Genomic DNA, 26,169 nt, shown 5'->3' with positions numbered 1-26,169 from the left:
CTATCCGGAGAACATCATGGGCAAATTCAAATTTCCCAGCGCATATACCATCCTGTTTATTCTCATTGCACTTGTCGCCGTCATGACCTGGATAGTCCCGGCAGGGAAATACCAGATGGCGATGAATGACACACTGGGCAAAGAAGTACCGGTTGCTGGCACTTACGCCCCCACAGAGGCCCATCCACAAGGTTTTACCGCGGTATTACTGGCACCAATCGACGGTCTTTATAACCATGAAACCTACACCGCCGGTGCAATTGATGTGGCGTTGTTTGTCCTGATCATCGGCGGTTTTTTGGGGGTTGTGAATAAAACAGGTGCTATCGACGCCGGAATTGAACGCGTGACGGTGAGACTTAACGGTAAAGAGGAGTGGATGATCCCCATCCTGATGGGACTTTTTGCTGCCGGAGGAACGATTTACGGGATGGCAGAAGAGTCACTCCCTTTCTACACATTATTAGTTCCGGTAATGATGGCCGCCCGCTTCGATCCGTTAGTTGCCGCCGCTACCGTTCTGCTCGGCGCTGGTATTGGCACACTCGGTTCGACGATTAACCCCTTTGCGACAGTCATCGCTGCTAACGCAGCCGGGATCCCTTTTACCCAGGGGATGTTGATGCGCATTCTGCTACTGCTCGTCGGGTATGTTATCTGCGTCGTGTGGGTGATGCGCTATGCCCGAAAAGTTCGCAGTCATCCAGAGCTGTCTATCGTAGCGGACAAACTGGAGGAAAACCGCGCTCATTTTCTCGGTAATCGCGCCGATACCAACCTTGAGTTCACGGCTACGCGTAAAGCAATCCTGTTTATTTTCGCTGCCGCCTTTGCGGTGATGATTTATGGGGTCGCTGTACTCGGGTGGTGGATGGCGGAAATATCCGGCGTCTTTCTGGCTGCTGCAATTATCGTGGGCGTGATAGCCAGAATGAGCGAAGAAGCATTTACCAGCACGTTCATCGACGGCGCGCGGGATCTGCTTGGTGTCGCGCTAATTATCGGTATTGCCCGCGGCATCGTCGTGGTGATGGATAACGGCATGATTACCCACACGATTCTGCACAGCGCCGAGAATTTAGTCTCTGGCCTTTCTACCACCATTTTCATCAATGTTACCTACTGGCTGGAAGTTTTGCTGTCCTTCCTGGTGCCTTCCTCTTCCGGGCTTGCAGTACTTACCATGCCAATAATGGCTCCGCTGGCAGACTTCGCCCATGTGCAAAGAGATCTGGTTGTCACTGCGTACCAGTCCGCTTCCGGCATTGTGAATCTGGTTACCCCTACCTCTGCGGTGGTAATGGGGGGACTGGCCATTGCTCGCGTACCTTACGTGCGATACCTGAAATGGGTCGCCCCACTACTGCTCATTCTCACGCTGCTGAACATGGCGGTCTTAAGCATTGGCGCCATGCTGTAGCCCTTTTGCCGTCGGATATCGACGGCTTTTTTGAGCGCTCTCTCGTTTTTCTGCCCAACCGCCCGTTTGATCCGTTATCGATACGGAAAATATGGTGAATTTCGCCATCGCATTGATATAAATAATAAATATAAGGTGTCTTTATGAAGGAATACGATGATTACTCTGCCAAAGAGCAACTGCTGCTGGCGGTTTGTCAGCGCCTGATTACAGAAAAACGCTACCTGTCACAGGAAGCCATCCGCTGTGAACTACAAAACCAGGGGTTTGCCGGCATCAGCCAGTCTACTGTCTCACGCCTGCTGAAATTGCTCGGAGCTATAAAAATAAGAAATACAAAAGGGCAAAAAATTTATTCTACAAATCCCCAGTTGCGCCCTGCGCCGGATGCCGCCCGCTCTATTGCTGAAATGGTGGTCAGCATAGAGCACAATAGCGAATTTATCCTTATCCACACCGCAGCGGGATATGGCCGGGCCGTTGCCAGAATCCTCGATTATCACGCATTGCCGGAAGTTCTGGGGGTCGTTGCCGGCAGCAGTATTGTCTGGGTCGCACCTCGGGTAGTTCAGCGAACTGCGCTAGTCCACAAGCAGATTAATTATTTACTAAAGATGAATTAAAATTCATAAGAACCGTTTGCGATGAATAATTTGTGCATTATTTGCTTGATCCCATAACGTAGCTGAGTATAATCGCGGACAATTTGCCGGGAGGATGTATGGTTCAGTGTGTACGACATTTTGTCTTACCGCGTCTGAAAAAAGACGCTGGCCTGCCGTTTTTCTTCCCGTTGATCACCTATTCCAAGCCCCTCAATTGAGGGGCTTTTTTTTGCCCAGGCGTCAGGAGATAAACATGGCTAACCCGCTCTATCAAAAACACATCATTTCCATAAACGACCTCAGCCGCGATGATCTGAATCTGGTCCTCGCGACGGCGGCGAAACTCAAAGCAAACCCGCAACCGGAACTGTTAAAACATAAGGTAATCGCCAGTTGCTTCTTCGAGGCGTCAACCCGTACCCGTTTATCATTTGAAACCTCAATGCACCGTCTGGGTGCCAGCGTGGTTGGGTTCTCCGACAGCAGCAACACATCCCTGGGCAAAAAAGGTGAAACGCTGGCCGACACCATTTCCGTCATCAGCACCTATGTTGATGCCATTGTGATGCGTCATCCGCAGGAAGGCGCCGCGCGTCTGGCAACTGAATTCTCCGGCAATGTGCCGGTACTGAATGCGGGTGACGGCTCCAACCAGCATCCGACGCAAACCCTGCTGGATCTGTTCACCATTCAGGAAACTCAGGGCCGCCTGGACAATCTGCAGATAGCGATGGTAGGCGACCTGAAATATGGTCGTACCGTCCACTCCCTGACCCAGGCACTGGCGAAATTTGAGGGCAACCGCTTCTACTTTATCGCCCCGGATGCGCTGGCAATGCCGCAATACATTCTGGATATGCTGAATGAAAAAGGTATCGCCTGGAGCCTGCATGGCACTATCGAAGAGGTGATGGCGGAAGTGGACATTCTCTATATGACCCGCGTACAGAAAGAACGTCTGGACCCGTCTGAATACGCCAACGTGAAAGCACAGTTTGTTCTGCGCGCCAGCGATCTGAATGGTGCGAGAGAGAATATGAAAGTTCTGCATCCGCTGCCGCGTATCGATGAGATCACTACCGACGTTGATAAGACGCCACATGCCTGGTATTTCCAGCAGGCAGGCAACGGGATATTCGCTCGCCAGGCGTTACTGGCACTGGTTCTGAACCGCGATCTGGCACTGTAAGGGGAAATGACGATGACACACGATAACAAACTGCAAGTAGAAGCCATCAAACGTGGCACTGTGATTGACCATATTCCCGCACAGGTTGGTTTCAAGCTGCTGACGCTGTTCAAACTGACAGAGACCGACCAGCGCATCACTATCGGTCTGAACCTGCCGTCTGGCGAGATGGGCCGTAAGGACCTGATTAAAATTGAAAATACCTTCCTGACCGATGAGCAGGTAAACCAGCTCTCACTGTACGCTCCGCAGGCGACGGTAAACCGCATTGATGACTATGACGTGGTGGGGAAATCACGCCCCAGCCTGCCGGAGCGTATCGATAATGTGCTGGTATGCCCGAACAGCAACTGCATCAGCCATGCTGAGCCGGTTTCATCCAGTTTTGCAGTGAAAAAGCGCGCCGATGACATCGCACTCAAATGCAAATACTGTGAAAAAGAGTTTTCGCATTATGTGGTGCTGGCCAACTAATTGGGGTTGGTAATGAATTCCCGGCTCCCTATAATGACCGGGAACATTCTATTACCGCTGTAATTCAGGAGAAATCATGAGCAAGACTATCGCGACGGAAAATGCACCAGCAGCAATCGGCCCATACGTTCAGGGCGTAGACCTGGGTAGCATGATCATCACTTCCGGTCAGATCCCGGTCGATCCAAAAACCGGTAGCGTATCGGAAGACGTGTCCGCTCAGGCGCGCCAGTCGCTGGAAAACGTGAAGGCTATCGTAGAAGCTGCAGGCCTGAAAGTCGGCGACATCGTAAAAACAACCGTGTTCGTTAAAGACCTGAACGATTTCGCCACCGTTAACGCCACCTACGAAGCGTTCTTCACCGAGCACAACGCCACCTTCCCTGCGCGCTCTTGCGTGGAAGTTGCCCGTCTGCCGAAAGACGTGAAAATCGAGATTGAAGCGATCGCCGTTCGTCGCTAAACAATGAAGAAATCCGGGCGCGAAAGCCCGGATTTTTGTCACTGCATGGCAATCACAGCACGCCAAACAATTTCGGCAGGAATAACGAAATCGCCGGAATATACGTCACTAACATCAGTACCAGAAAAAGTACGGCGTAGAACGGCAGCATCGCCTTCACCACTTGTTCAATCTTCTGCTTACTCACCGCACTGGCAACAAACAACACCGATCCTACCGGCGGCGTAATTAGCCCAATCCCTAAGTTAACCAGCATGATCATACCAAAATGGACCGGATCAATACCGAGCGCGTTGGTTACAGGCAACAGGACCGGCGTCAGGATCAGGATCAGCGGTGCCATATCCATCAATGTACCGATCAGTAGCAGCATAATGTTAATACACATCAGGATGACGTATTTGTTATCCGAGATGCTGGTAAAGGCTTCGGTGATGCGCATCGGCAACTGCATATAGGTCATCACCGCGCCGAACGCGGCAGCAAAACCAATCAAAATCATGACGATAGTGACCGTTTTCACCGTGCGGAACATCAGTTTCGGTAGCTCAGACCACTTATAGTCGCGATAGATAAACATCGTGACAAAGAAGGCCCACAGGCAGGCAATCGCCGCTGACTCCGTCGCGGTAAAGATACCTGACAGGATGCCACCCATGATGATAACCACCGTCATCAGGCCCCACAGCGTATCAACAAAAATCTTCAATGCCTGACGAAACGGTACGCGCTCGCCTTTCGGATAACCACGCTTGTGCGCAAACGCCACGCACATCACCATCAGGCTAAAGCTTAACAACAAACCAGGTAGGATCCCGGCGATGAACAGCGCAGCAATCGAAACCGTACCGCCGGTCGCCAGCGAGTAAATAACGGAGTTATGGCTGGGTGGCGTAAGGATCGCCTGTACCGATCCACTGGCGGTCACCGCCGCAGCAAAGTCACGTGGGTAACCTTTTTTGTCCATCTCCGGGATCATCACCGAACCGATGGAGGCGGTGTCTGCCACGGACGATCCGGAAATCGCGCCAAAAAAGGTGGAAGCCACAATGTTAACCAGCGACAGCCCACCGCGAATGAAGCCAACGAAAATATAGGCAAAATTCACCAGCCGACGAGCAATCCCGCCTTCGGCCATAATCGCTCCGGCCAGAATAAAGAACGGGATAGCCAGCAATGAAAATTTGTTCACGCCGCTGGTCAGTTGGATCATCACCGCTTCCAGCGGGATATCAATATACCAGGCCCCAATGATGGCGCTAATACCAACCGCGTACGCTACCGGTACCCCAATCGCCAGCATAATGCCGAGCGTAAAGACGAGAATAAATGCATCCATCTGCTTTCCTTTATGAAATGGGGGCGGTAACTAGCTGGTCGATCCCAGCATGACAACAGGACGCTGATACTGCGGACCACGACAAATCTTTTCAGCAATAAAAAGTAGCGTGATGGCAGAACCAATGGGCAGCGGGAGATAGTTTTGCCCGGCACTGAGAAGCGGGAATTCCGCGACGGCTTGATCCCACAATTCAAGACACAGCGTGGTTCCGTACCAGAGAATGAACAGGCTTATCGCAATCAGCATGAGATCGGCGACAATCGAGCAGTAGCGACGGGCGGAATCTCCCAGGCGATCAGTGACCATACTCACCGCGATATGGGAACCTGCGCGATAGCTTACCGCCGCGCCAATAAAGGTGAATGTCACCATACAGAGAATGGCGACTGGCTCAGGCCATGACAGTGCATTATTCAGAACATAACGTGCAAATATCCCGACAGGAATAATGGCGACCATAACCAATAATGCGACTCCGGCAATCCACATTGAGATCCGGTAAAGAAAATCCATTACTGATGAATAGCATTCACCCATCATCATCACCTCGAATTAATCAAAAGATTCAGACGGATGGTTAATCCCATCCGTCCAATAAATTACTTCACATCCTGAATACGTTTGATCAAATCCTGGTGTTCTTTACCGTAATTATCCCTTACCGATTGCGTGGCTTTAAAGAAATAATCGGTATCAATATCATGGAACTGAACGCCATTAGCTTTCATGGTTTCCAGAGACTTCTCATTATAGGCAGCCCAGAGCTTGCGCTGTTCTACTTGCGCTTCTTTAGCGAGTTTAATGATGAGGTCCTGGTCCTCTTTTTTCAATTTATCCCATTTAGCCTTCGAGAAAAGAAATAGCTCCGGGATAATAAAATGTTTACTCCAGGTATAGTTTTTAACGACAGGCAAATAGTTGTGCGCAACAAACGTTGGCGGGTTATTTTCCGTTCCGTCAATGACGCCAGTCTGCATTCCGCTAAACACTTCGCTGACGCCCATTACAATGGAGTTAGCGCCCATTGCTTTTAAAGTATCCAGCGCGATCGGGCTCGCCTGAACGCGGATTTTCATACCGTGCAAATCTTCCGGTTTAACCACCGGTTTTTTGGTAATCAGGTTACGTGTTCCGGCATCCATCCAGCCGAGAAACACCAGACGTGATTTACTGTTTGCCGTCAGGCGATCGCCAATTTCCTGGCCAATCATACCGTCAAGCACCTGATGCATATGGTTTTCATCGCGGAAAATATACGGCAGTGTAAACACGTTAATCTCAGGGAGTATTGCTGCTACTGGCGTCATCGAGACACGAATAATATCGATAGCGCCTAATTGTGCCTGCTCAATCATCTGTTTTTCGTCGCCCAACACGCCACCCGGAAATGTTTTAATCTCCAGACGACCATCCGTTGCAGCACTCAGCTTCTCTCCCATGTGCTTCACTGCCACAACGTTCGGGTAATCAGCCGGGTGAACATCTGCGGCGCGAAAAGTTTGGGCCAACGTTGAATGGCTGGTCAGTAATACTGATACACCAATGCACAGACTTAACAGGTTTTTTGTCAGTTTCATTTGTCCTTCTCCAGAAGTTCATAATATCCATTAACAGGAATAGCTTGCAGAGCAAATGACTGCCGGAATTAGAAATGGGCAGCGAGAAACTTTCTTTACGACGTTACCTGTGCAGACTAACTGGTGTAACAATTTATTTCACTGACTGCCTTCACAAAAAAACGTCAACGCTAATAATTTTTAGCACAGTGTTTCATTTTTGCAACGCAGATCGTTTTATTGATAAGAAAACAAAGAAAGAGGAAGGGATTGTTACCAATTTGCCCTGTTAGTATTTCAATAAAAATAAAACAGAAATATCGTCGAGTAATATCTTCGAATGAAATAAAAAAATGCCGGATAGCGACCCAAGCACTATCCGGCAGAGAACTAAAAGATTATTGCCAGCCGTAGCGACGGCTATAAAAACCTTTCACTAATTGGGTCAATGTCATGTAACCAGCCAGAATCGCAATCAGCCACGGGAAGTAGCTCAGCGGCAGAGCCTGCAATTGTAAGTAGCTGGCCAACGGTGAGAATGGCAGCGCAATCCCCACCACCATGACCACCAGCGTCATCAGCATTAACGGCCATGCAGCACGGCTCTGGATAAACGGTACACGGCGGGTACGGATCATATGCACAATCAGCGTTTGCGACAGCAGACCCACCACAAACCAGCCAGACTGGAACAACGTCTGATGTTCTGGCGTATTGGCATGGAAGACGAACCACATCAGACAAAATGTCAGAATATCGAAGATGGAGCTGATTGGCCCAAAGAACAACATAAAGCGGCCCAGTTCGGCAGGATTCCAGCGCTGCGGTTTTTTGATCTGCTCTTCATCAACGTTATCAAAAGGAATAGCAACCTGGGATACATCATACAGCAGGTTCTGAATCAGTAAGTGCAGCGGCAACATTGGCAGGAAAGGCAGAAATGCGCTCGCCACCAGCACGCTAAAAACGTTACCAAAGTTAGAGCTGGCGGTCATTTTGATATACTTAAGCATATTCGAGAAGGTACGACGCCCCTCGATGACCCCTTCTTCCAGTACCATCAGGCTCTTTTCCAGCAGGATGATATCTGCCGCTTCACGGGCAATATCTACCGCACCATCAACGGAGATGCCAATATCCGCCGCACGCAGTGCCGGGGCATCGTTAATGCCATCGCCCATAAATCCAACCACATGACCTTCGCGTTTCAGCAACGTGACAATGCGCTCTTTGTGCATCGGCGTAAGACGGGCAAACAGCGTCGTGCTCTGGGCCAGTTGTGCCAGCTCGTCATCGCTTAGCCCTTCAATGCTGCTACCAATAACCACATCGCCCGCATCCAGACCTACTTCGTGACAGACTTTTGCCGCCACCAGTTCGCTGTCTCCGGTGAGGATTTTCACCGTAATACCGCTGGCCTTCAGCGCCTTCAGAGCCGGAGCGGTGGTCTCTTTCGGCGGATCGAGGAACGCAATGTATCCTTCGAGGATCAGGTCGGACTCATCAATACGCTGATAATCTCCCTCACGTGCAGGCAGGTATTTGGTCGCCACCGCCACCACGCGCAATCCCTGGCGGTTAAGCGTATCGGTAACGCGCTTAACCCGACGCAGCATATTGTCATCCAGCGGAACAATCTCGCCATTGTGACGCACCTGGGTACAGACACTGAGGATCTCCTGTAGTGCCCCTTTGCACACCAGCTGATGCACATCAGTTTCTTCCGCCACTACCACCGACATCCGGCGGCGCTCGAAATCAAACGGGATCTCATCGATTTTCTGCCAGCGGGTAGAGAGCAGGCGGGCCGATTCTTCATCGACACCTTCCAGCACCGCGGTATCCAGCAGGTTTTTCAGCCCGGTCTGGTAATGGCTGTTCAGCCACGCGGAATGCAGCACATGCTCACTGGGCTTACCGGAGATATCGGTATGATTCTCCAGCACGATTTTGTCCTGAGTTAGCGTACCGGTTTTATCGGTGCACAGAATATCCATCGCGCCAAAGTTCTGGATAGCATCAAGGTGCTTAACGATAACTTTTTGCTTCGACAGTTTCACCGCACCACGCGCCAGCGTGGAAGTGACGATCATGGGCAGCATTTCTGGCGTCAGTCCCACCGCAACAGAAAGAGCAAACAGCGCCGCTTCCCACCAGTCGCCTTTGGTATAACCGTTGATGATAAGCACAACAGGTGCCATCACCAGCATAAAACGGATCAACAGCATGCTGACGCGGCTGATCCCTTTCTGGAACGCATTCTGCTCGCTTTCCTGCTCAGTAACCCGACCCGCCAGTTGTCCAAACCAGGTATTCGCCCCGGTGGAAATGACGATAGCCTGCGCCGTACCGCTCACCACGTTGGTGCCCATAAAGCACAGGGTATCGCACTCCAGCGGGTTGCTTTGCTGCGGGTCTCGGCTGTTCGCCACTTTCTCAACCGGCAGTGATTCTCCGGTAAGCGAGGCTTGCGCCACAAACAGGTCACGCGCCTGAACGATGCGTAAGTCAGCCGGGATCATATCGCCTGCCGCCAGTTTGATGATGTCGCCAGGAACAAGCTGGTCGATCGGCAACTCTACCCAGCCGTTTTCTCCTTTCTCGTTGATCACCCGCAGTACCGTGGCGGTGTTGCTGACCATCGCTTTCAGCGCATCTGCCGCTTTGGTTGAACGCGCCTCCTGCACAAAATTCAGTAACGTAGAGATAGCAACCATCAGGGCAATTACGCCTGCAGCAAACAGATCCTCAGTGGCATAGGAAATGCCGCCCAGAATGGTGAGCAAAATATTAAATGGGTTACGGTAACAGACCCACAGATGCACCCACCACGGCAACGGTTTCTGTGCCGGCAACTGGTTTTCACCGTGTTTCTCACGGGCACTTTCCACTTCAGCGGCGTTCAAGCCTTCAGGGTGCGCATCAAACGTTTTCCACAGTGCTTCCTCTTCCATCAGCGCCATTTTCAGGCAATGTTCGCTCAGGGAAGGTGGGATCGGCGCGCTGGCAACGGCCTGGGCATTGGGCAATGGATCGCGATGCACCAGACGATGCGGCAAATGACGATTGAGCCGGGCAAACAGCTGGCGGGTAATATTTTTAAACATAGGCAGTCCCCCTGCGCCAGTAAACACAGGCGCAGTGAATACATCAGGCACAGCAAAGCCTTGCCTGATGGCAATCAAAAATCACAACAGGGACGTCAGAACGTCACTGTCTTACATATCCGGTAAGACAGTGAAAGCAGGCTTACCGGAAAGGTTTATTTCTCCGTTTCGGGAGAGGGGTGGGATCGGGATCCATACAGCCTCCGGTAAGTGAGTGAGTTGCGCGGCGCATTATACGCAGAAAACCATAAGGTTCGTGGCAATTATGGCGGTATGATAAACCACAGTAACTAAACCAAACGTATACACATTGCCTGAATAACAAAGTAAATAAAGCAGACTTTGCCCATTGCACTCCACTTGAGTAAAGTTACCCTCTTAATTAAAACTGAATGTGCTACGGGAAAACAGGATGCAGAATCGGCTGACTATTAAAGACATCGCCCGCTTAAGCGGCGTGGGAAAATCAACAGTTTCCCGCGTTCTCAACAATGAAAGCGGTGTCAGCGAACGCACCCGTGAACGTGTTGAAGCGGTAATGAATCAGCACGGTTTTTCCCCTTCCCGCTCCGCACGCGCCATGCGTGGGCAAAGTGACAAAGTGGTAGCAATTATCGTCACGCGCCTGGATTCACTTTCAGAAAATCTCGCCGTCCAGACCATGCTGCCCGCCTTCTATGAGCAGGGTTACGATCCTATTATGATGGAAAGCCAGTTTTCACCTGAACTGGTAGAAGAGCATTTGGGCATGCTCAGACGTCGCAATATTGACGGCGTGGTACTGTTTGGTTTTACCGGTATTACAGAAGCCATGATCGCTTCCTGGCAGGACTCTCTGGTGCTACTGGCAAGAGATGCCAAAGGTTTCGCCTCCGTCTGTTATGACGATGAGGGTGCAATCCATACTCTGATGCAACGTCTGTACGACCGTGAACATCGCCAGATCAGTTTTCTTGGTGTTCCCCATAGCGATGTGACCACCGGTAAGCGCCGCCATGAGGCTTACCTTGCATTCTGCAAGAAACATAAACTGCATCCTGTTGCTGCTCTGCCAGGTCTCGCCATGAAGCAGGGTTATGAGCATGCCGCAGATGTCATTACTCCGGAAACCACGGCCCTGGTATGCGCGACGGATACCCTTGCCCTTGGGGTCAGCAAATATTTGCAGGAGCAGCGGATCGATAATCTGCAACTGGCGAGTGTGGGGAATACACCACTGATGAAATTCCTCCATCCGGAGATCATCACTGTCGATCCCGGTTACGCCGAAGCCGGACGACAGGCGGCTTTACAGCTGATCGAACAGATCAACGGCCGCAGCGAGCCGCGCCAAATCATCATCCCATCCACCCTTTCCTGATCGCTTTCTGAGCGTTAATTTGTGATCTTCGCTACGTTTCGGGAACGTTCCCATTTTTAAATATTCAACGAAGATATACTCTGACGCCAGGTCAACAACAGGGCTTAATAATGAGCAAAATAAAACAAGCAGACATCGATCGGCTGATTGAGCTGGTGGGCGGGCGCGACAATATCGCCACGGTGAGTCATTGCATCACGCGCCTGCGTTTTGTGCTGAATCAGCCTGCGAACGCCAGGCCGAAAGAGATCGAACAACTTCCGATGGTCAAAGGCTGTTTCACCAACGCCGGGCAGTTCCAGGTGGTGATTGGCACCGAGGTGGGCGATTACTACAAAGCGCTGCTGGCGACCACCGGACAGGCCAGTGCCGACAAAGAGCAGGCGAAAAAAGCCGCGCGGCAGAACATGAAATGGCACGAGCAGATGATTTCTCATTTCGCAGAGATCTTCTTCCCGCTGCTGCCGGCGTTGATTAGCGGAGGCTTGATCTTAGGGTTTCGTAACGTGATCGGCGATCTGCCGATGAGCAACGGCCAGACGCTGGCGCAGATGTATCCCTCACTGAAAACGCTTTATGACTTTCTGTGGCTGATTGGCGAGGCGATTTTCTTCTATCTGCCGGTCGGGATCTGCTGGTCTGCGGTGAAGAAAATGGGCGGTACGCCGATCCTTGGCATTGTGCTCGGCGTCACGCTGGTTTCACCGCAGTTGATGAACGCCTACCTGCTGGGTCAGCAAGTGCCGGAAGTATGGAATTTCGGCCTGTTTACTATCGAAAAAGTCGGTTATCAGGCACAGGTCATTCCAGCTCTGCTGGCAGGTCTGGCACTTGGATTGATTGAAACGCGCCTGAAACGCATTGTCCCGGACTACCTCTATCTGGTGGTGGTTCCGGTGTGCTCACTGATCCTAGCGGTGTTCCTTGCGCACGCCTTTATCGGTCCGTTTGGCCGCTGGATTGGCGATGGTGTCGCCTTTGCTGTGCGTCATCTGATGACCGGCAGTTTTGCTCCGATTGGCGCAGCGCTGTTCGGCTTCCTGTACGCCCCACTGGTGATCACCGGAGTGCATCAGACCACGCTCGCTATCGACATGCAGATGATTCAAAGCATGGGCGGAACGCCTGTGTGGCCGCTCATTGCACTGTCGAATATCGCTCAGGCCTCTGCAGTGGTCGGCATCATTATCTCCAGTCGTAAACATAACGAGCGGGAAATTTCCGTTCCTGCTGCGATCTCCGCTTATCTGGGAGTGACTGAACCGGCAATGTACGGCATCAACCTGAAATACCGTTTCCCGATGCTATGCGCGATGATCGGCTCCGGCCTTGCCGGACTGCTGTGCGGTCTGAACGGCGTGATGGCGAATGGTATTGGCGTCGGCGGCTTGCCGGGCATCCTTTCCATCCAGCCAACCTACTGGCAGGTATTTGGCCTGGCAATGGTTATATCGATTGTTATCCCGATGGTACTGACCTCGTTCATCTACCAGCGTAAATACCGTCAGGGCACATTACAGATTGTCTGACTTTTTTTCGGGGCGCAGTTGCGCCCCATCGCATTTGCAGGAAATAACGATGAATATTCCCCACTGGTGGCAAAACGGCGTTATCTATCAGATTTACCCCAAGAGTTTTCAGGACACAACCGGTAGTGGCACTGGCGATTTACGCGGTGTGACACAACGTCTCGACTATCTGCAAAAACTGGGGATAGATGCCATCTGGCTGACGCCATTCTACATTTCGCCGCAGGTTGATAACGGCTACGATGTCGCTGATTACATTTCCGTCGACCCGGCCTACGGTACGCTGGATGATTTTGACGAACTGGTGGCGCAGGCGAAAGCGCGCGGCATCCGTATTATTCTGGATATGGTGTTTAACCATACTTCGACGCAACACGCCTGGTTTCGCGAGTCGCTGGATAAAGACAGTCCGTATCGTCAGTTTTATATCTGGCGCGATGGTACACCGGACGCATGCCCGAATAACTGGCGTTCAAAATTCGGTGGCAGCGCCTGGGGCTGGCACGCTGAAAGCGAGCAGTATTATCTGCACCTCTTTGCCCCGGAGCAGGCTGACCTGAACTGGGAAAACCCGGCAGTGCGCGCGGAGCTGAAAAAAGTCTGTGAATTCTGGGCCGATCGCGGCGTAGATGGACTGCGCCTCGACGTCGTGAACCTTATCTCCAAAGAGCAGGACTTCCCGAGCGATCCTGACGGTGATGGACGCCGTTTTTATACCGATGGCCCACGCGTGCATGAATTTTTACGCGAAATGAACCGTGACGTCTTCACGCCACGTAATCTGATGACGGTGGGCGAGATGTCTTCTACTTCGCTTGCTCATTGTCAGCAATACGCCGCACAGGACGGCAGCGAATTATCGATGACCTTCAACTTCCACCACCTGAAAGTAGACTACCCCAATGGTGAAAAGTGGACACTGGCAAAGCCAGATTATGTGGCGTTGAAAGCCCTGTTTCGCCACTGGCAGCAGGGTATGCACGACACCGCCTGGAACGCACTGTTCTGGTGTAACCACGATCAGCCGCGCATCGTTTCACGCTTTGGTGATGAAGGGAAATACCGCATACCTGCGGCCAAAATGCTGGCAATGGTGCTGCACGGTATGCAGGGCACACCCTATATCTACCAGGGCGAAGAGATTGGCATGACCAACCCGCATTTTCGACAGATTACCGATTATCGCGATGTGGAAAGCCACAATATGTTTGCCGAACTGAATGCCGCTGGGCGTGATGCCGATGAGCTGCTGGCGATCCTCGCCAGTAAATCCCGCGATAACAGCCGCACGCCGATGCAGTGGGACCGCAGCAAACATGCCGGTTTTACGCAGGGGGAGCCGTGGATCAATCTGTGCGACAACGCGGCTGATATCAATGTCTCAGCAGCGCTTGATGATGCCGATTCGGTATTTTACGCCTATCAGAAACTGATCGCCTTACGCAAAACTGAACCAGTTATCACCTGGGGCGACTACGAGGATCTGTTACCGGAAAGCCCGCATCTGTGGTGCTATCAGCGAGAATGGCAAGGACAGCGGCTGCTGGTCATTGCCAACCTGAGCGAGACCTTCCAACCCTGGCAACCGATCCATACCGGTGGAAACTGGCAGGTGCTGATGCACAACTATGCCGAGGTCGCCAGCCAGCCCGGGGGCATGACATTGCGTCCTTTTGAAGCTATCTGGTGGCTGCAAAAATAGCTTGCAATTGGTTTTAAGCCCGGTGCGTATAGCGCTGCCGGGCTTCTCTGCATGCATCCAGCCTACCCTTCTGTTTTTGTTGAATAATTAATCAGATTTTTCTCACCACAATTTACAATCGGCTGCAGTGCCCGTCATCTGTACGCTCCAGTTTTTACTTTGAGCTACGTCAATAAAAACGTAAACATCCTTGATGCAAATCACTACATATAGAACTTAAAATGCACTCCGACCCAATATGTTGTATTAATCGACTACAATTGCTACAACAACATTTCCCTTCATAGCAGTGGAAATGTGGATAAAAGAGGTCTGGATTGCGAGAAGTCATTGGATAGAAAGATGAATAAACCGATGAACGCTCACTAACCTCTGTGGATAACCTGTTCTTATAAATATGGAGTGATCATGACACCGCATGTGATGAAACGAGATGGCTGTAAAGTGCCGTTTAAATCAGAGCGCATCAAAGAAGCCATTCTGCGTGCAGCTAAAGCAGCGGGAGTCGATGACGCAGATTACTGTGCCACCGTCGCAGAAGTCGTTAGCAGCCAGATGAATGAGCGCAGCCAGGTCGATATCAACGAGATCCAGACAGCGGTAGAAAACCAGCTGATGTCTGGTCCGTACAAACAACTCGCCCGTGCGTACATCGAATACCGCCACGATCGTGATATACAGCGTGAAAAACGTGGCCGTCTGAACCAGGAAATTCGTGGTCTGGTTGAACAAACCAACTCAGCTCTGCTGAACGAAAACGCCAATAAAGACAGTAAAGTGATCCCGACCCAGCGCGACCTGCTGGCCGGTATCGTCGCCAAACACTATGCACGTCAGCACCTGCTGCCGCGTGATGTCGTCCAGGCACACGAGCGTGGTGATATTCACTATCACGATCTCGACTACTCGCCATTCTTCCCGATGTTTAACTGCATGCTGATCGACCTGAAAGGCATGCTGACGCAGGGCTTTAAGATGGGTAACGCGGAGATTGAGCCGCCAAAATCTATCTCGACTGCAACCGCCGTTACGGCACAAATCATCGCGCAGGTTGCCAGCCATATTTACGGTGGCACCACCATTAACCGTATTGATGAAGTCCTGGCACCGTTCGTGACCGAGAGCTTTAACAAACACCGCAAAACTGCTGAAGAGTGGCAGATCCCGGATGCAGACGGTTATGCGCATTCCCGTACCGAGAAAGAGTGCTATGACGCATTCCAGTCACTCGAGTATGAAGTGAACACGCTGCATACCGCCAATGGTCAGACGCCGTTCGTCACCTTTGGTTTTGGCCTGGGTACCAGTTGGGAATCTCGTTTGATTCAGCAGTCCATCCTGCGTAACCGTATTGCCGGTCTGGGTAAAAATCGTAAAACTGCCGTCTTCCCGAAACTGGTGTTCGCTATCCGTGACGGTCTGAACCATAAGTTTGGCGATCCGAACTATGACATCAAACAGCTGGCGCTGGAGTGCGCGAGCAAGCGTATGTACCCGGACATCCTGAACTACGATCAGGTCGTAAAAGTCACCGGTTCGTTCAAAACCCCGATGGGCTGTCGTAGTTTCCTCGGTGTTTGGGAAAACGAGAACGGCGAGCAGATCCATGACGGTCGTAACAACCTCGGCGTGATCAGCCTCAACCTGCCACGTATTGCGCTGGAAGCCCACGGCGACGAAGCCACTTTCTGGAAGTTGCTGGACGATCGTCTGGTGCTGGCGCGTAAAGCGCTGATGACCCGCATCGCTCGTCTGGAAAGCGTAAAAGCCCGCGTAGCGCCAATCCTGTATATGGAAGGTGCCTGCGGTGTGCGCCTGAAAGCGGATGATGACGTGTCTGAAATCTTCAAAAATGGCCGTGCATCAATCTCTCTGGGCTATATCGGTATTCACGAGACCATCAATGCGCTGTTTGGTGATACGCACTTGTACGACAGCGAAGCGCTTCGTGCCAAGGGCATTGCCATTGTCGAACGTCTGCGTAAGGCAGTCGATCAGTGGAAAGACGAGACCGGTTACGGCTTCAGCCTGTACAGCACACCGAGTGAAAACCTGTGCGATCGTTTCTGCCGTCTGGATACCGCCGAGTTTGGTGTCGTGCCGGGCGTGACCGACAAGGGTTACTACACCAACAGCTTCCACCTAGACGTGGAGAAAAAGGTTAATCCTTACGACAAGATCGATTTCGAAGCACCGTACCCGCCGCTGGCGAATGGCGGCTTCATTTGCTACGGCGAGTATCCGAACATTCAGCATAACCTGAAAGCGCTGGAAGACGTCTGGGATTACAGCTACCAGCATGTGCCGTATTACGGTACTAACACGCCTATCGATGAGTGCTATGAGTGCGGCTTTACCGGTGAGTTTGAGTGCACCAGCAAAGGCTTCACCTGCCCGAAATGTGGTAATCATGATGCAGCCCGCGTGTCGGTGACCCGCCGTGTATGCGGTTATTTAGGCAGCCCGGACGCACGCCCGTTTAATGCCGGTAAGCAAGAAGAAGTGAAGCGCCGCGTTAAGCATTTAGGTAATGGGCAACTCGGTTAATCCCTCACGGTTTTATGCCCGGTGGCGCTACGCTTACCGGGCCTACAAACTGTGCATACATTGTAGGCCGGATAAGCAAAACGCCATCCGGCATGGTTAAGCGAAATGAATTATCACCAGTATTACCCTGTCGACATCGTCAACGGTCCCGGTACTCGCTGTACCCTGTTTGTTTCAGGGTGCGTGCACGAATGCCCTGGCTGCTATAACAAAAGCACCTGGCGGCTAAACTCCGGCCAGCCGTTTACCACAGAGATGGAAGACAAGATCATTGCCGATCTGAACGATACACGGATCCATCGTCAGGGGATCTCGCTGTCGGGCGGCGATCCACTTCATCCGCAAAACGTGCCGGATATTCTGAAACTGGTACAGCGCATTCACGCTGAGTGTCCGGGAAAAGATATCTGGGTGTGGACTGGTTACAAACTCGATGAGCTCAATGCCGAGCAAATGCAGGTGGTGGATCTCATCAACGTGCTGGTCGATGGTAAATTTGTTCAGGATCTCAAAGACCCGGCGCTTATCTGGCGCGGTAGCAGCAACCAGGTTGTGCATCATTTGCGCTAACACTTCAGGCGGATGATGTTCTGTTTTCCGCCTGTCAAAACCGGCTCACACACTCCATCGCGACTGCTTTGAATTCGTTAAAGTCACGGCAGGTACAGAGTCTTGCCATGGCGCGTTCTCGCAGAAAAGTAACGAAAATATCGTAGATTGCCATCGCCTCTTCGTACTCGCTTTTGCTGATGGCGAGTAAAAAGATCACGTGTGCGGTTTCATCTCCCCAGGCAATGCCCTGCGGAGCGAGGACCGTGTAGACCACCGTTTTCTTGGCCAGCAAACCGAGCGCGTGCGGTAGTGCAATGCCGTCACCCAGCATGGTGCTAACGATGGCCTCACGTTCCACCACCGAACTGACAAACTCCGCATCCACAAAACCTTCATCCCGCAACTGATGGCATAGTGTGTTGAACAGCGTCTGTTGATCCATTTGCCCGTCGACAATACGAAAATGCGTCGCATCGAAGTATTTGTCCAGCATCCATGGGCGGGTCCTGTCCACCAGCACCAGTTTACCAATTTGCTCCAGTTGATAATCTGTTGGAAACGGCGCAATCATCACTACGGGCTTATCTTTTTCGCTAATTCGCGCAGTAGAGATAACAAAGTCTTCGCTAATACTGTCCCGTTGTTCATAGTCTCGCAGCGTCACGGTACTTACAATTTCAATCTGCGAGTACTTACGCGCCAGCACCGCTTCAATCATCCTTGCCATCGCATTTCCCGCATCACAGACCAGAAGTACACGGGGCTGTCGTTGGTAACCGATGTTGTAACTACGTTCCAGCCCAACACCAATATGCAGGACAAGGAAGCCAATCTCATTTTCACTGATCGTATACGGGGTGTATTTCCCCCATCCCGACACGGCAGCAAGTGTCATGTCCCATGCCATTGGATAGTGCTGTTTAATATTTTCCAGCAGCGGATTAGGGATCATGATCTGGTAGCGTACCCGGGTGATCATCGTCTTAATATGCGTTAGCAGGTCGGCATGCAGTTGCTGGTCATTCAGCAGGTTATAGTTGTACTGGGTGTTGATAAAACGCAGGATGTAATTAACCAGCGCCTCATCATCGTCAGCATTGATGGCACTGGGGGCGATCTCCTGAACCTGACGGGCAGCAATATGCACCTTCAGCCAGTTTTCTTCAAAAACGGAAAGCGGTTTATCTGCCAACTGGTGCAATACCGCCGCAATCTCCCGCGTAGCAAGGCACACCGCATGTTCGACTTCTTCTGCGGCGAACTCAGGAAGTGGATACCCCTCGCTAATCCTGCGTACCGCCACCGCACAATATAAGCGCAGAAAAAGCTCGCCCTCATCGGTCAGGCTGATATGAAAACGGGAAAAAATATCCTGTAAAACAGGTTGCAACTGCTGCGGTACGCCAGCATTGAGCGCCTCTTCCATTACCAGCGGATGGGCAGGATCTTGCTGTGCCAGCGTCCACAGAAGATCGGTCAAACAGGCCCGAATCGCCATCTCGCTACCGAACAGCTTCATTCCATGCCGGGGGCGCGTTTCCAGCGTCAGATGATAACGTTGCAGGTGTTCACGCACCTCCGCCATGTCATTCTGCAGCGTCGCCCGACTGATGAACCATTCATCAGCTAAATCTTCCAACTTTAGCGAAAAAGCCGATGTCAGAAAACGGACCACCAGCCAGTGAACCCGTTCCCGGCTGGTACGCGGTATACGCAACAGCTGCTCTGGTTGCTGCGTTTGCAACGCGTGATAACTTGCCGGATCGTCAATTTTAAGCTGGTAGCCGTTGCCCCGACTGAGAACAAACTGTGCGCCATACTGGGTGAGTAGCGTATTCAGCGCGGTGATATCCGCTCGTACAGTACGTGTGGAAACCGACAACCGCTGCGCCAGCTCATCCTGCGGCAGCGCCTCGTTTTGCAGCATGTCAAACAGCTGTGCTAAACGTTGGTTGGGGAATCGCACGTCTTTTTCCTCATCAGTCAGTTAACCTACACAGGCCCTGGTGATCGCCAGCAGCTGGCGTACATCATCCGGGCGAGTGTTTCCATTCACCTTATCAATAATAGAACTATAAATGTGAGGAATGATTTTGCTCACGCCTGCATCAAGCGCTATCTGCAGGATTTCCGCGAAGTTATCCAGGTCAATACCGCCAGTTGGCTCCAGCCAGAAGTCATGACGGGCGCAGGCTTCGGCCACAGCCTTGTACTCGTTACGGCACTTAAGACCGCCCATCGGGAAGTATTTAATCGAACTGCCGCCCATGTCTTTGAGCAGGGCGATAGCTGTTTCTAGTGGAACAATGCCATCCGGAGACTGGCTGCTCAGCGGCCCGGTGGAGATTTTGACCATACCAGGCGTTCCGGTAGGTGACACAAGACCATTGACCACCGTCTCATTCTGCCCCAGCAGCGCACGGCTGGTTGCCACGCCGGTAAAAACCTGGTTTACATGCTGTGGCTGTACCTGGCGGGAGATTTCACTGACCATCGCCGACTGGTTGGGATCACCGGCTCCCAGGCCCACAGAGAGCGCATTGTCGATAAGCGCCGCATATTCGCGCATATCCGCCACAGCGCTTTCAACATCCGGGTAATTTTTAGAGAGCACGCCGACCAGCACATGGCCTTCAGCCGCCGCATAAATATCTCGGGCATTCTCTTTGGAACCCGCCAGCACGTTCAGGCAAACGCGATCGTGATAAAAGTTAGGGGTCAGTTTCATGCTTTTTTCTCCTGCCGGGTCACGTCACCAATACGACGCGCCACAATCTCCAGTTGTGCGCGATCGACGCTGCGCACATCCGCTTCAATAATCCCTTCGTTGGCTTTATAGCTACGGAAATAAATCGCGTACTCACCCTGTTTAAGCGCATCAACCAGTTCACCCGTGGCGATACCGGTCACCGCTTCGTCAAACTTAATCTCTGCACGGGCGATGTCGCGTCCTGCGCTATCCCATACCACGCGGGCGCTAACGCCATTAAAGGTATTCAGCGTATTGATAAATGGTGTCATTTTTTCCACCATTTCCGCGCCGCTCTCTTTCTGCGCGTTCAGATAGAGTTCAATGGCGCAGGTCAGACCGAGAATGCCTTCTTTGCCGACCTTCATTGCCCTCCCGATACCCGCTGTCTGGCGTTTTACCCACTCGACATACTGAGTTTTGCCGATCACCAGACCGCTGGTTGGCCCTTCAATGGCTTTCGCACCGCTATAAATCACTAGGTCCGCGCCAACACGGTAATAGCATTGCAAATCTTCTTCCGCCGCCGCATCGACAATCAGCGGCAAGTTATGCGTACGCGCTACCACTGCGGCCTGCTCCACACTGAGCATGCTTTTCTGCACACAGTGGTGGGATTTGATATACAGAATGGCCGCCGTGCGTGGTGTAATAGCGGCTGCCAGTTGTGCCGCAGAGCATTCGTTAGCGTAACCCGCCTCCACTAACTTACCGCCGCCAAGCGCCACCATGCTGCCAACCGGTGCGCCAAAGTTGACGTTGTGTCCTCTTGGCAGCACGATTTCATTGTTGTCAATTGGCGTAACGTGCAGATTTTCCAGCAGCCAGTCACTGTCCTTAACCAACACAGCGGCAACCGACAGGGCAATCCCTGCCGAAGCGCAGGAGACGACCGTAGCCCCCTCTACTTCCAGTAGCTTTGCGATGTAGTCTCCTGTTTTGTTGACCAGATCTTTCATCTCAAAGTACTGATTCATCCCTTCCATCGCGGCCTGTACAACCTCCGGGCGCGGCGTGGAAACACCGAGCGCCGTCATGCGACCGGAAGTGTTAATCACCTGTTTTAAATCGTATTTTTCAAAAATCGAAGACATGTTCTGCGCTCCCTTGTTCGGTCATATAACCCTTGCCCGCACGTATTGCGGCAAGCGGCACCAGCAGTTGATCTGCCTGTAAGCTGTCTTTTTCTGCATCGACCAGCACGGCTGGCTGGCGTTTAAGCATAAAGAGGGTGAGATCAGCATCCTGACCTACCTGAAGTCGGCCTTTGTTTTTCAAACGCAGACCGTCAGCAGCATTGGCGGTCACGCAGTCAATAACCTGCGGTAGCGACATGCCGATGGCGAGAAACTTGGACATCACATTGGCAAGCGAATACACCGGGCCGCTGATGCGATTACGGCAATAGATGTCTGAGCTGATGGTATGCGGCAGAATGCCTAAACTGATGGCGCGCTTCGCGACCGCAAAGCTCAAGCTGGCGGTGCCGTGCCCGACATCAAGGCGAACACCACGCGCGAGAGCCTGCGACACCGAGGTTCGCAGCTCGCCTTCTGGCGTCAGAATGCGGTTCGGTTTGCCGTTGTAACAGTGAGTAATGATATCGCCCGCCGCCAGGCGCTCGGCAATTTCATCCAGATCCGGCGGGTTATTACCAATATGTACCATCAACGGCAAGTCGCCGTTTTCGGCCTGCATCACTTTGGCATGCTCCAGCGGCGTAATGCCGTTTTCACCGACCACGCTGCTGCTCATCCGCGCCTTCAGGCCGACGATAAAATCAGGGTAGCGGTTGACCGCCTGTCGCACCGCATCGGCATCAATGTTGGTCATGTTCGCCAGTTCATTTTGGGCGATAAGTCCAACGCGAGAGATATTCAGTAGCGCATAAACATCAGTGATCGCTTCACGAGTCAGCGTGTAAAAATCGTCAATATCATCAGCCCCGGTACTACCTGCATCGACCACCGTGGTGACGCCGGTGGCAATACCGACGCTGTCTGGCTGGTCATGATAAATCGGAGATTTCGGGTAGCAGTGGACGTGAGAATCAATCCAGCCTGCGCTGACGTAGCACTCGCCGCGTAAGTCGATAGTTTTTGCCGCCGGGCTATCAACATCGCCCAGCGCCGCAATTTTGCCGTCTTTGAGAGCAATATCGCTCACCGTATCGTCAACCAGACGCGCATGGCGCAGGAGTAAATCAAACATCGTTCTCTCCTTTGCCGGACAGGGCTGAGTAATCGCTCTGTCCGGCCTACAAAACAGCAGTGTTAGCTAATCGCAATCGGGAAGATTGATCCCAAAATCATCGCACCGAGGATCGCCCCGCCAGTGATCGGTTTTTGCCACAGGTAAAACAGCAGCGCACCCGCCAGAGAGCCGATACCGATAGGGATGGAGGCAGTCATCGCACTGAGAATGATCAACGGCCCAAGGAAGCGACCAGAGGCGTTACCGGCCCCCATCATTACGTCAGCGCCATAGGTCGAGTCGCTCTGATTGATGGTGAACTTACGCGCCAGAATGATGATGTAACCAATCGCCAGGCCAATCACCAGACCCGTGACCAACGAGGCGGCAAAGTTCGCTACCGGGAAAATAATGCCCGCGCCCAGCAACAATGCCGGGACGCCCAGGCCAACACCGGTCTGAATCGCCCCACCGATATCAAGGATCCCTACCAGCGAACCTTCAATGATTCGGGCAAACAGGAAACTTGCGCCAAACGCCGCAACCGCGCCGTAGGATCCGGTGTCCATTCCCGCTTTCAGCATCGCCACAAATGCCACTTCGTTAAATGCGCCGATGCCGTACAGGTAGTACATGTGCGTTCCGGCAAAGACACCGGAGGAGAGCAGGCCAACGAAGATCGGGAACGACCAGTCGGCAAACCAAAAACCTTTATTCTGTTCCATGATGACCTCCGTTATTTGCCGCTGAGCGAGTTGTGGATCAGTTCGAGCCAGTTCGGCACGGTCAGATGGAAGGATTCAATCATCTTCATATCGAAGCCGCGGAAGAAGCCGCTCAGGACGAACAACGCGACGATAGCGACCATCATCACTTTGGTGACGTGGTTCCAGCCGCTCTCTTCTACGCCTTTACCAATCAGAATACCGAGTACCAGACCCGGTACCGCATTACCCATAATGAGCTGTGCTGCACCACCAAAGACTGTCGCCCAGAAACCGGATTTCTTACCGGCATCAATAGCCGCCAGCCAGAAGATCACCGGCATCACGGTATTGACCAGCAGGTTTGCCGCAGGAACCAACACCTTAACAGCGGTAACCTGCAATGCTTCCGGTACGGATGAAGCGGTCAGGTTCAGAAAGGTCACGACGATCATGCCGATAACGCCACAGGCAATCGCCATGCGTTTAGGGTCATGCAGCGTTTCACCGACATTACGGTTTTTCAGCATCAACGCCGCCGCGCCCCAGTTAGGAATGATGCGGTGATCGACATCCTGAGTGAACGCGCCGGCCGCCACGGATGATGCCCAGGCGTTGAAGAAGAAACCCAGACCAAATGAGAAGTGAGAAGCCGGATCCCCTTCGCAGGAATTCAGTTCTCCCAGGGTACGAAATGCGCCCATCCCCTGAGTGGTAGGCGCATGAAACATGCGTGCAGCCCCAGCGCCGACACCCACGCCAACCAGCGCGCCGATGATGAGCGATTTTATTAATATTATCAGGAACATATTTATGCCTTTTAATAGTAAATCAGCGTTGCGTGACGAAATCCACCTTGTCGAGATTGATGGCAGTCACGTTGACGGTCACATCCAGCTCCACGCTGAAAGTGCGTCTTTCCCGGCGCATAAAGAAGAATAAAAATGCCTCTTTACGCACCGATTCACGCGCTTGAACAACCTGCACATCCTGTGGCTCAATACGCAGTAAGATATGCGGCGATGCCTTCATCACCGCAGCCTGAACATGATTCAGGGCATCAGCAAAGGCGCGTGCTTTCGTGTCGCCTTTGCCGGTAACTCTCACCGTCGTGGTGAATTGCTCTTTCATACTCAGGCGCCGTATTTCTTTTGCCACGCCTGTACCAGACGCTCGCCCAGTTCTTCCTTATCCATAAAGCCAAAGCCCAGCACGTTGCAGCCTTCGTTAATGGCGGTCACGCCCTCATCCACTGAGCGCATGCCGTATTTTGCTTTGTAGCCATATTTGGTCTGCGCAGTGATGGCTCCCGCGCCGCCGCTGCCACAAAAAGAGATGCCAAAGGTGGCGTTTTCCGCTTTCATAACGTCGCCCAGTTTCATATCTGCCGCCACGCCCGGCACCACGACCGCACGACCACCGGCTTTCTCAACGCCTGCCGCCACTTTCTGGCCCTTACCCAGACGATCGCCAATCACCACAGTAATCTGTTCCATCTTTTGCTCCTTAAAGGTTATCTTTCGCGACTTCGAAATGTACCGACAGCAGCCAGGCCTCTTCTTCTGGAAGATTGCCAAACTCAGCTACGACGTCGCGGGCAAGCGCCATTGATTCGGCAGAAATTTCATCAAATAGGCTGGCATCAACGTCTGGCAAGGGTTCCCCCGTCACCGAGCGGTGCGCCATGGCGCGAACATGCGACGTCAGCATTTGTTCCTGTACGGCGTTGGGGATGATGTGGCGTTCACGCAACAGGGCATATACCTGCGCCAGCATGCGATCGGCCAGTTCACCAGACGGTGTCACCGGTTCCCCCATGTCATTCATTGCAACTCCGTTATTCACTCGTTTCACCCCACTCATGGCTATGAGGGTAAACTAGCGGTGGAGGTTAAAAGTTTGTAGCGAGTTGTTTTCCACTTCGAAGTGGAAAGGCGAGCAGCGATAGTGATCTGTGCCACAGAAAAGACGGAATTGGCGATTAATAACCAGCATAACGTGATAGGGATCGCAGGAGATTGCAGGTAAAGCACAAGCGGAAGGAATAACGGTCTGACGTTAAAAGTTAAAAAATGTGATGGGCATAACGTTTACTTATGGAGGGAATCTGATGGGTATGTCTTACCCGACCTACGTAGTCTGTAGGCCGGATAAATAAATCAACGGTACTTCTTATGGTAGGCATTGCGGGTGGATTTCAGCTCTTCCGCTACTGCCTTCGCCTCTTTGACTTTACCTTCGTTCGCCAGTTTTAACGCACCGTCAATCTGACCGATCAACGTGTCAAAACCGTGGCGGAAATCTTTCATCTCCGGGCTGTCCGGGGATTTGCTTTCCAGCTTCGGCGGCGTTCCTTTTTGTGCGTCTTGTGCGGCTGCACGCATTTTGGTTAACGCACCTTTGAGTTCAGTCGCATTATCCGTTTTTTCGACGATCTTCAGGTTATCGTTGAGGATCCCCATGTCGTCTTCGAGATCGGCAGCAAACGCAGAAGAGCCAAGAACCAGCGTTGAAGCCGCGATGATCGCTAACAGGTGTTTACGCATTGCTCACTTCCTTTTTATTATTAAAAAATAACGCCCGATACCCTAAATAATCCGAGTTGCAGGCAAGCGGCAAGCGTGTGAATCCCGGCCATTTACATAAGTAAGTGACTGGGATGAACGCGTAAAACCAA

27 protein-coding genes are annotated in these 26,169 nt (G+C 52.2%); 11 read left to right on the top strand and 16 right to left on the bottom strand.

The annotated features are described in order from the left end of the window. Nucleotides 1-16 precede the first annotated feature (16 nt). Nucleotides 17-1,420, top strand: a complete 1,404-nt coding sequence (locus OGX98_RS22240; protein ID WP_045439193.1) for a YfcC family protein — start codon at nucleotides 17-19, stop codon at nucleotides 1,418-1,420. Nucleotides 1,421-1,563: 143 nt separating this feature from the next. Continuing rightward, complete coding sequence (locus OGX98_RS22235; protein WP_045439191.1) at nucleotides 1,564-2,043, top strand: arginine repressor; 480 nt, start codon at nucleotides 1,564-1,566, stop codon at nucleotides 2,041-2,043. Here OGX98_RS22235 and OGX98_RS22230 read toward each other — a convergent pair. Beyond that, nucleotides 2,040-2,162 (bottom strand): hypothetical protein, encoded by a 123-nt coding sequence (locus OGX98_RS22230; RefSeq protein WP_136345326.1) that lies wholly within the window; start codon nucleotides 2,160-2,162, stop codon nucleotides 2,040-2,042. The genes OGX98_RS22235 and OGX98_RS22230 overlap by 4 nt on opposite strands. Between OGX98_RS22230 and pyrL the strand changes: the two genes are divergently transcribed. From pyrL to ridA, 4 genes are all read left to right on the top strand, one after another. Beyond that, nucleotides 2,142-2,243: a pyr operon leader peptide gene (gene pyrL, locus OGX98_RS22225; RefSeq protein ID WP_071828883.1), complete on the top strand. Its 102-nt coding sequence runs from the start codon at nucleotides 2,142-2,144 to the stop codon at nucleotides 2,241-2,243. The two genes, OGX98_RS22230 and pyrL, sit on opposite strands and share 21 nt — an antisense overlap. A gap of 35 nt (nucleotides 2,244-2,278) precedes the next feature. Next, a complete protein-coding gene (gene pyrB / locus OGX98_RS22220) occupies nucleotides 2,279-3,214 on the top strand; it encodes an aspartate carbamoyltransferase (protein WP_048222256.1) in 936 nt (311 codons plus the stop codon). 12 nt (nucleotides 3,215-3,226) lie between these two features. After that, nucleotides 3,227-3,688: an aspartate carbamoyltransferase regulatory subunit gene (gene pyrI, locus OGX98_RS22215; RefSeq protein ID WP_003025816.1), complete on the top strand. Its 462-nt coding sequence runs from the start codon at nucleotides 3,227-3,229 to the stop codon at nucleotides 3,686-3,688. A gap of 76 nt (nucleotides 3,689-3,764) precedes the next feature. Next, the gene (gene ridA, locus OGX98_RS22210; protein ID WP_042321681.1) at nucleotides 3,765-4,151 is read left to right on the top strand and encodes a 2-iminobutanoate/2-iminopropanoate deaminase; all 387 of its coding nucleotides are present in this window, start codon (nucleotides 3,765-3,767) and stop codon (nucleotides 4,149-4,151) included. Nucleotides 4,152-4,203: 52 nt separating this feature from the next. Here ridA and OGX98_RS22205 read toward each other — a convergent pair whose 3' ends face one another. The 5 genes from OGX98_RS22205 to mgtL all read right to left on the bottom strand — a co-directional run bounded on the left by OGX98_RS22205 (nucleotide 4,204) and on the right by mgtL (nucleotide 10,352). Beyond that, on the bottom strand, nucleotides 4,204-5,490 hold the full coding sequence (locus OGX98_RS22205) for a TRAP transporter large permease (protein ID WP_045439183.1): 1,287 nt from the start codon (nucleotides 5,488-5,490) through the stop codon (nucleotides 4,204-4,206). 30 nt (nucleotides 5,491-5,520) lie between these two features. Further along, on the bottom strand, nucleotides 5,521-6,030 hold the full coding sequence (locus OGX98_RS22200) for a TRAP transporter small permease (RefSeq protein WP_045439181.1): 510 nt from the start codon (nucleotides 6,028-6,030) through the stop codon (nucleotides 5,521-5,523). A gap of 62 nt (nucleotides 6,031-6,092) precedes the next feature. Beyond that, a complete protein-coding gene (locus tag OGX98_RS22195) occupies nucleotides 6,093-7,070 on the bottom strand; it encodes a TRAP transporter substrate-binding protein (protein WP_286595931.1) in 978 nt (325 codons plus the stop codon). 377 nt (nucleotides 7,071-7,447) lie between these two features. Further along, entirely contained in the window at nucleotides 7,448-10,156 is a 2,709-nt protein-coding gene (gene mgtA, locus OGX98_RS22190) for a magnesium-translocating P-type ATPase (protein WP_045439174.1), read from the bottom strand. Between the two features lie 142 nt (nucleotides 10,157-10,298). Next, nucleotides 10,299-10,352 (bottom strand): mgtA regulatory leader peptide MgtL, encoded by a 54-nt coding sequence (gene mgtL, locus OGX98_RS24020; RefSeq protein WP_223307022.1) that lies wholly within the window; start codon nucleotides 10,350-10,352, stop codon nucleotides 10,299-10,301. A 198-nt stretch (nucleotides 10,353-10,550) separates the two neighbouring features. On the opposite strand from mgtL, the gene treR reads away from it, so the two are divergent. The 5 genes from treR to nrdG all read left to right on the top strand — a co-directional run bounded on the left by treR (nucleotide 10,551) and on the right by nrdG (nucleotide 17,864). Beyond that, nucleotides 10,551-11,516: a trehalose operon repressor TreR gene (treR, locus tag OGX98_RS22185; protein ID WP_286595930.1), complete on the top strand. Its 966-nt coding sequence runs from the start codon at nucleotides 10,551-10,553 to the stop codon at nucleotides 11,514-11,516. A 110-nt stretch (nucleotides 11,517-11,626) separates the two neighbouring features. Then, nucleotides 11,627-13,045, top strand: a complete 1,419-nt coding sequence (treB, locus tag OGX98_RS22180) for a PTS trehalose transporter subunit IIBC (RefSeq protein ID WP_045439168.1) — start codon at nucleotides 11,627-11,629, stop codon at nucleotides 13,043-13,045. A 49-nt stretch (nucleotides 13,046-13,094) separates the two neighbouring features. After that, entirely contained in the window at nucleotides 13,095-14,747 is a 1,653-nt protein-coding gene (gene treC / locus OGX98_RS22175) for an alpha,alpha-phosphotrehalase (protein ID WP_286595929.1), read from the top strand. Between the two features lie 408 nt (nucleotides 14,748-15,155). Further along, nucleotides 15,156-17,294 carry an anaerobic ribonucleoside-triphosphate reductase gene (nrdD, locus tag OGX98_RS22170; protein ID WP_286595928.1) on the top strand — a complete coding sequence of 713 codons (2,139 nt, stop codon included), beginning with the start codon at nucleotides 15,156-15,158 and terminating at the stop codon, nucleotides 17,292-17,294. 105 nt (nucleotides 17,295-17,399) lie between these two features. Further along, nucleotides 17,400-17,864, top strand: a complete 465-nt coding sequence (gene nrdG, locus OGX98_RS22165) for an anaerobic ribonucleoside-triphosphate reductase-activating protein (RefSeq protein ID WP_048222265.1) — start codon at nucleotides 17,400-17,402, stop codon at nucleotides 17,862-17,864. A 34-nt stretch (nucleotides 17,865-17,898) separates the two neighbouring features. Here the strand turns inward: nrdG and OGX98_RS22160 are convergent, their stop codons facing one another. From OGX98_RS22160 to cybC, 10 genes are all read right to left on the bottom strand, one after another. After that, nucleotides 17,899-19,812 carry a BglG family transcription antiterminator gene (locus OGX98_RS22160; RefSeq protein WP_286595927.1) on the bottom strand — a complete coding sequence of 638 codons (1,914 nt, stop codon included), beginning with the start codon at nucleotides 19,810-19,812 and terminating at the stop codon, nucleotides 17,899-17,901. A 21-nt stretch (nucleotides 19,813-19,833) separates the two neighbouring features. Continuing rightward, nucleotides 19,834-20,574 (bottom strand): 2-dehydro-3-deoxy-phosphogluconate aldolase, encoded by a 741-nt coding sequence (dagF, locus tag OGX98_RS22155; protein WP_284096876.1) that lies wholly within the window; start codon nucleotides 20,572-20,574, stop codon nucleotides 19,834-19,836. Beyond that, nucleotides 20,571-21,689, bottom strand: coding sequence for a DgaE family pyridoxal phosphate-dependent ammonia lyase (locus OGX98_RS22150; protein WP_286595926.1), 1,119 nt, complete (start codon nucleotides 21,687-21,689; stop codon nucleotides 20,571-20,573). The genes dagF and OGX98_RS22150 overlap by 4 nt, the downstream gene beginning before the upstream one ends. Further along, a complete protein-coding gene (locus OGX98_RS22145; protein ID WP_286595925.1) occupies nucleotides 21,673-22,806 on the bottom strand; it encodes an amidohydrolase/deacetylase family metallohydrolase in 1,134 nt (377 codons plus the stop codon). Before OGX98_RS22145 ends, OGX98_RS22150 begins: the two co-directional genes overlap by 17 nt. 62 nt (nucleotides 22,807-22,868) lie before the next feature. Then, the gene (locus OGX98_RS22140) at nucleotides 22,869-23,513 is read right to left on the bottom strand and encodes a DUF4310 family protein (protein WP_003830379.1); all 645 of its coding nucleotides are present in this window, start codon (nucleotides 23,511-23,513) and stop codon (nucleotides 22,869-22,871) included. Between the two features lie 11 nt (nucleotides 23,514-23,524). Then, entirely contained in the window at nucleotides 23,525-24,301 is a 777-nt protein-coding gene (locus OGX98_RS22135) for a DUF4311 domain-containing protein (protein WP_045439140.1), read from the bottom strand. Nucleotides 24,302-24,323: 22 nt separating this feature from the next. Continuing rightward, on the bottom strand, nucleotides 24,324-24,623 hold the full coding sequence (locus tag OGX98_RS22130; protein ID WP_045439135.1) for a DUF4312 family protein: 300 nt from the start codon (nucleotides 24,621-24,623) through the stop codon (nucleotides 24,324-24,326). 2 nt (nucleotides 24,624-24,625) lie between these two features. Further along, entirely contained in the window at nucleotides 24,626-24,988 is a 363-nt protein-coding gene (locus tag OGX98_RS22125) for an SFCGS family glycine-rich protein (protein WP_008786042.1), read from the bottom strand. A gap of 10 nt (nucleotides 24,989-24,998) precedes the next feature. Next, nucleotides 24,999-25,337 carry a glycine dehydrogenase gene (locus tag OGX98_RS22120; RefSeq protein ID WP_223306970.1) on the bottom strand — a complete coding sequence of 113 codons (339 nt, stop codon included), beginning with the start codon at nucleotides 25,335-25,337 and terminating at the stop codon, nucleotides 24,999-25,001. Nucleotides 25,338-25,651: 314 nt separating this feature from the next. Next, entirely contained in the window at nucleotides 25,652-26,038 is a 387-nt protein-coding gene (gene cybC / locus OGX98_RS22115; protein ID WP_045439122.1) for a cytochrome b562, read from the bottom strand. Nucleotides 26,039-26,169: the final 131 nt, after the last annotated feature.

The organism is Citrobacter sp. Cm046, from assembly GCF_030333065.1.
In the GTDB taxonomy this organism is placed as follows: domain Bacteria; phylum Pseudomonadota; class Gammaproteobacteria; order Enterobacterales; family Enterobacteriaceae; genus Citrobacter; species Citrobacter murliniae.
The sequence above is the reverse complement of the archived record's forward strand: the minus strand, read 5'-3'. Positions and strand labels throughout refer to the sequence as shown.

What these genes read in the sequence shown, in the direction of transcription:
- OGX98_RS22125 (WP_008786042.1), bottom strand. Translation starts at nt 24,988, where the DNA reads ATGGAACAGATTACTGTGGTGATTGGCGATCGTCTGGGTAAGGGCCAG.
- OGX98_RS22140 (WP_003830379.1), bottom strand. Translation starts at nt 23,513, where the DNA reads ATGGAACAGAATAAAGGTTTTTGGTTTGCCGACTGGTCGTTCCCGATC.
- pyrI (WP_003025816.1), top strand. Translation starts at nt 3,227, where the DNA reads ATGACACACGATAACAAACTGCAAGTAGAAGCCATCAAACGTGGCACT.
- OGX98_RS22200 (WP_045439181.1), bottom strand. Translation starts at nt 6,030, where the DNA reads ATGGGTGAATGCTATTCATCAGTAATGGATTTTCTTTACCGGATCTCA.
- OGX98_RS22195 (WP_286595931.1), bottom strand. Translation starts at nt 7,070, where the DNA reads ATGAAACTGACAAAAAACCTGTTAAGTCTGTGCATTGGTGTATCAGTA.
- OGX98_RS22205 (WP_045439183.1), bottom strand. Translation starts at nt 5,490, where the DNA reads ATGGATGCATTTATTCTCGTCTTTACGCTCGGCATTATGCTGGCGATT.
- pyrL (WP_071828883.1), top strand. Translation starts at nt 2,142, where the DNA reads ATGGTTCAGTGTGTACGACATTTTGTCTTACCGCGTCTGAAAAAAGAC.
- treB (WP_045439168.1), top strand. Translation starts at nt 11,627, where the DNA reads ATGAGCAAAATAAAACAAGCAGACATCGATCGGCTGATTGAGCTGGTG.
- dagF (WP_284096876.1), bottom strand. Translation starts at nt 20,574, where the DNA reads ATGAAACTGACCCCTAACTTTTATCACGATCGCGTTTGCCTGAACGTG.
- OGX98_RS22235 (WP_045439191.1), top strand. Translation starts at nt 1,564, where the DNA reads ATGAAGGAATACGATGATTACTCTGCCAAAGAGCAACTGCTGCTGGCG.
- pyrB (WP_048222256.1), top strand. Translation starts at nt 2,279, where the DNA reads ATGGCTAACCCGCTCTATCAAAAACACATCATTTCCATAAACGACCTC.
- OGX98_RS22240 (WP_045439193.1), top strand. Translation starts at nt 17, where the DNA reads ATGGGCAAATTCAAATTTCCCAGCGCATATACCATCCTGTTTATTCTC.
- nrdD (WP_286595928.1), top strand. Translation starts at nt 15,156, where the DNA reads ATGACACCGCATGTGATGAAACGAGATGGCTGTAAAGTGCCGTTTAAA.
- nrdG (WP_048222265.1), top strand. Translation starts at nt 17,400, where the DNA reads ATGAATTATCACCAGTATTACCCTGTCGACATCGTCAACGGTCCCGGT.
- treC (WP_286595929.1), top strand. Translation starts at nt 13,095, where the DNA reads ATGAATATTCCCCACTGGTGGCAAAACGGCGTTATCTATCAGATTTAC.
- OGX98_RS22145 (WP_286595925.1), bottom strand. Translation starts at nt 22,806, where the DNA reads ATGTTTGATTTACTCCTGCGCCATGCGCGTCTGGTTGACGATACGGTG.
- OGX98_RS22130 (WP_045439135.1), bottom strand. Translation starts at nt 24,623, where the DNA reads ATGAAAGAGCAATTCACCACGACGGTGAGAGTTACCGGCAAAGGCGAC.
- OGX98_RS22135 (WP_045439140.1), bottom strand. Translation starts at nt 24,301, where the DNA reads ATGTTCCTGATAATATTAATAAAATCGCTCATCATCGGCGCGCTGGTT.
- OGX98_RS22230 (WP_136345326.1), bottom strand. Translation starts at nt 2,162, where the DNA reads ATGTCGTACACACTGAACCATACATCCTCCCGGCAAATTGTCCGCGAT.
- mgtA (WP_045439174.1), bottom strand. Translation starts at nt 10,156, where the DNA reads ATGTTTAAAAATATTACCCGCCAGCTGTTTGCCCGGCTCAATCGTCAT.
- OGX98_RS22150 (WP_286595926.1), bottom strand. Translation starts at nt 21,689, where the DNA reads ATGTCTTCGATTTTTGAAAAATACGATTTAAAACAGGTGATTAACACT.
- ridA (WP_042321681.1), top strand. Translation starts at nt 3,765, where the DNA reads ATGAGCAAGACTATCGCGACGGAAAATGCACCAGCAGCAATCGGCCCA.
- cybC (WP_045439122.1), bottom strand. Translation starts at nt 26,038, where the DNA reads ATGCGTAAACACCTGTTAGCGATCATCGCGGCTTCAACGCTGGTTCTT.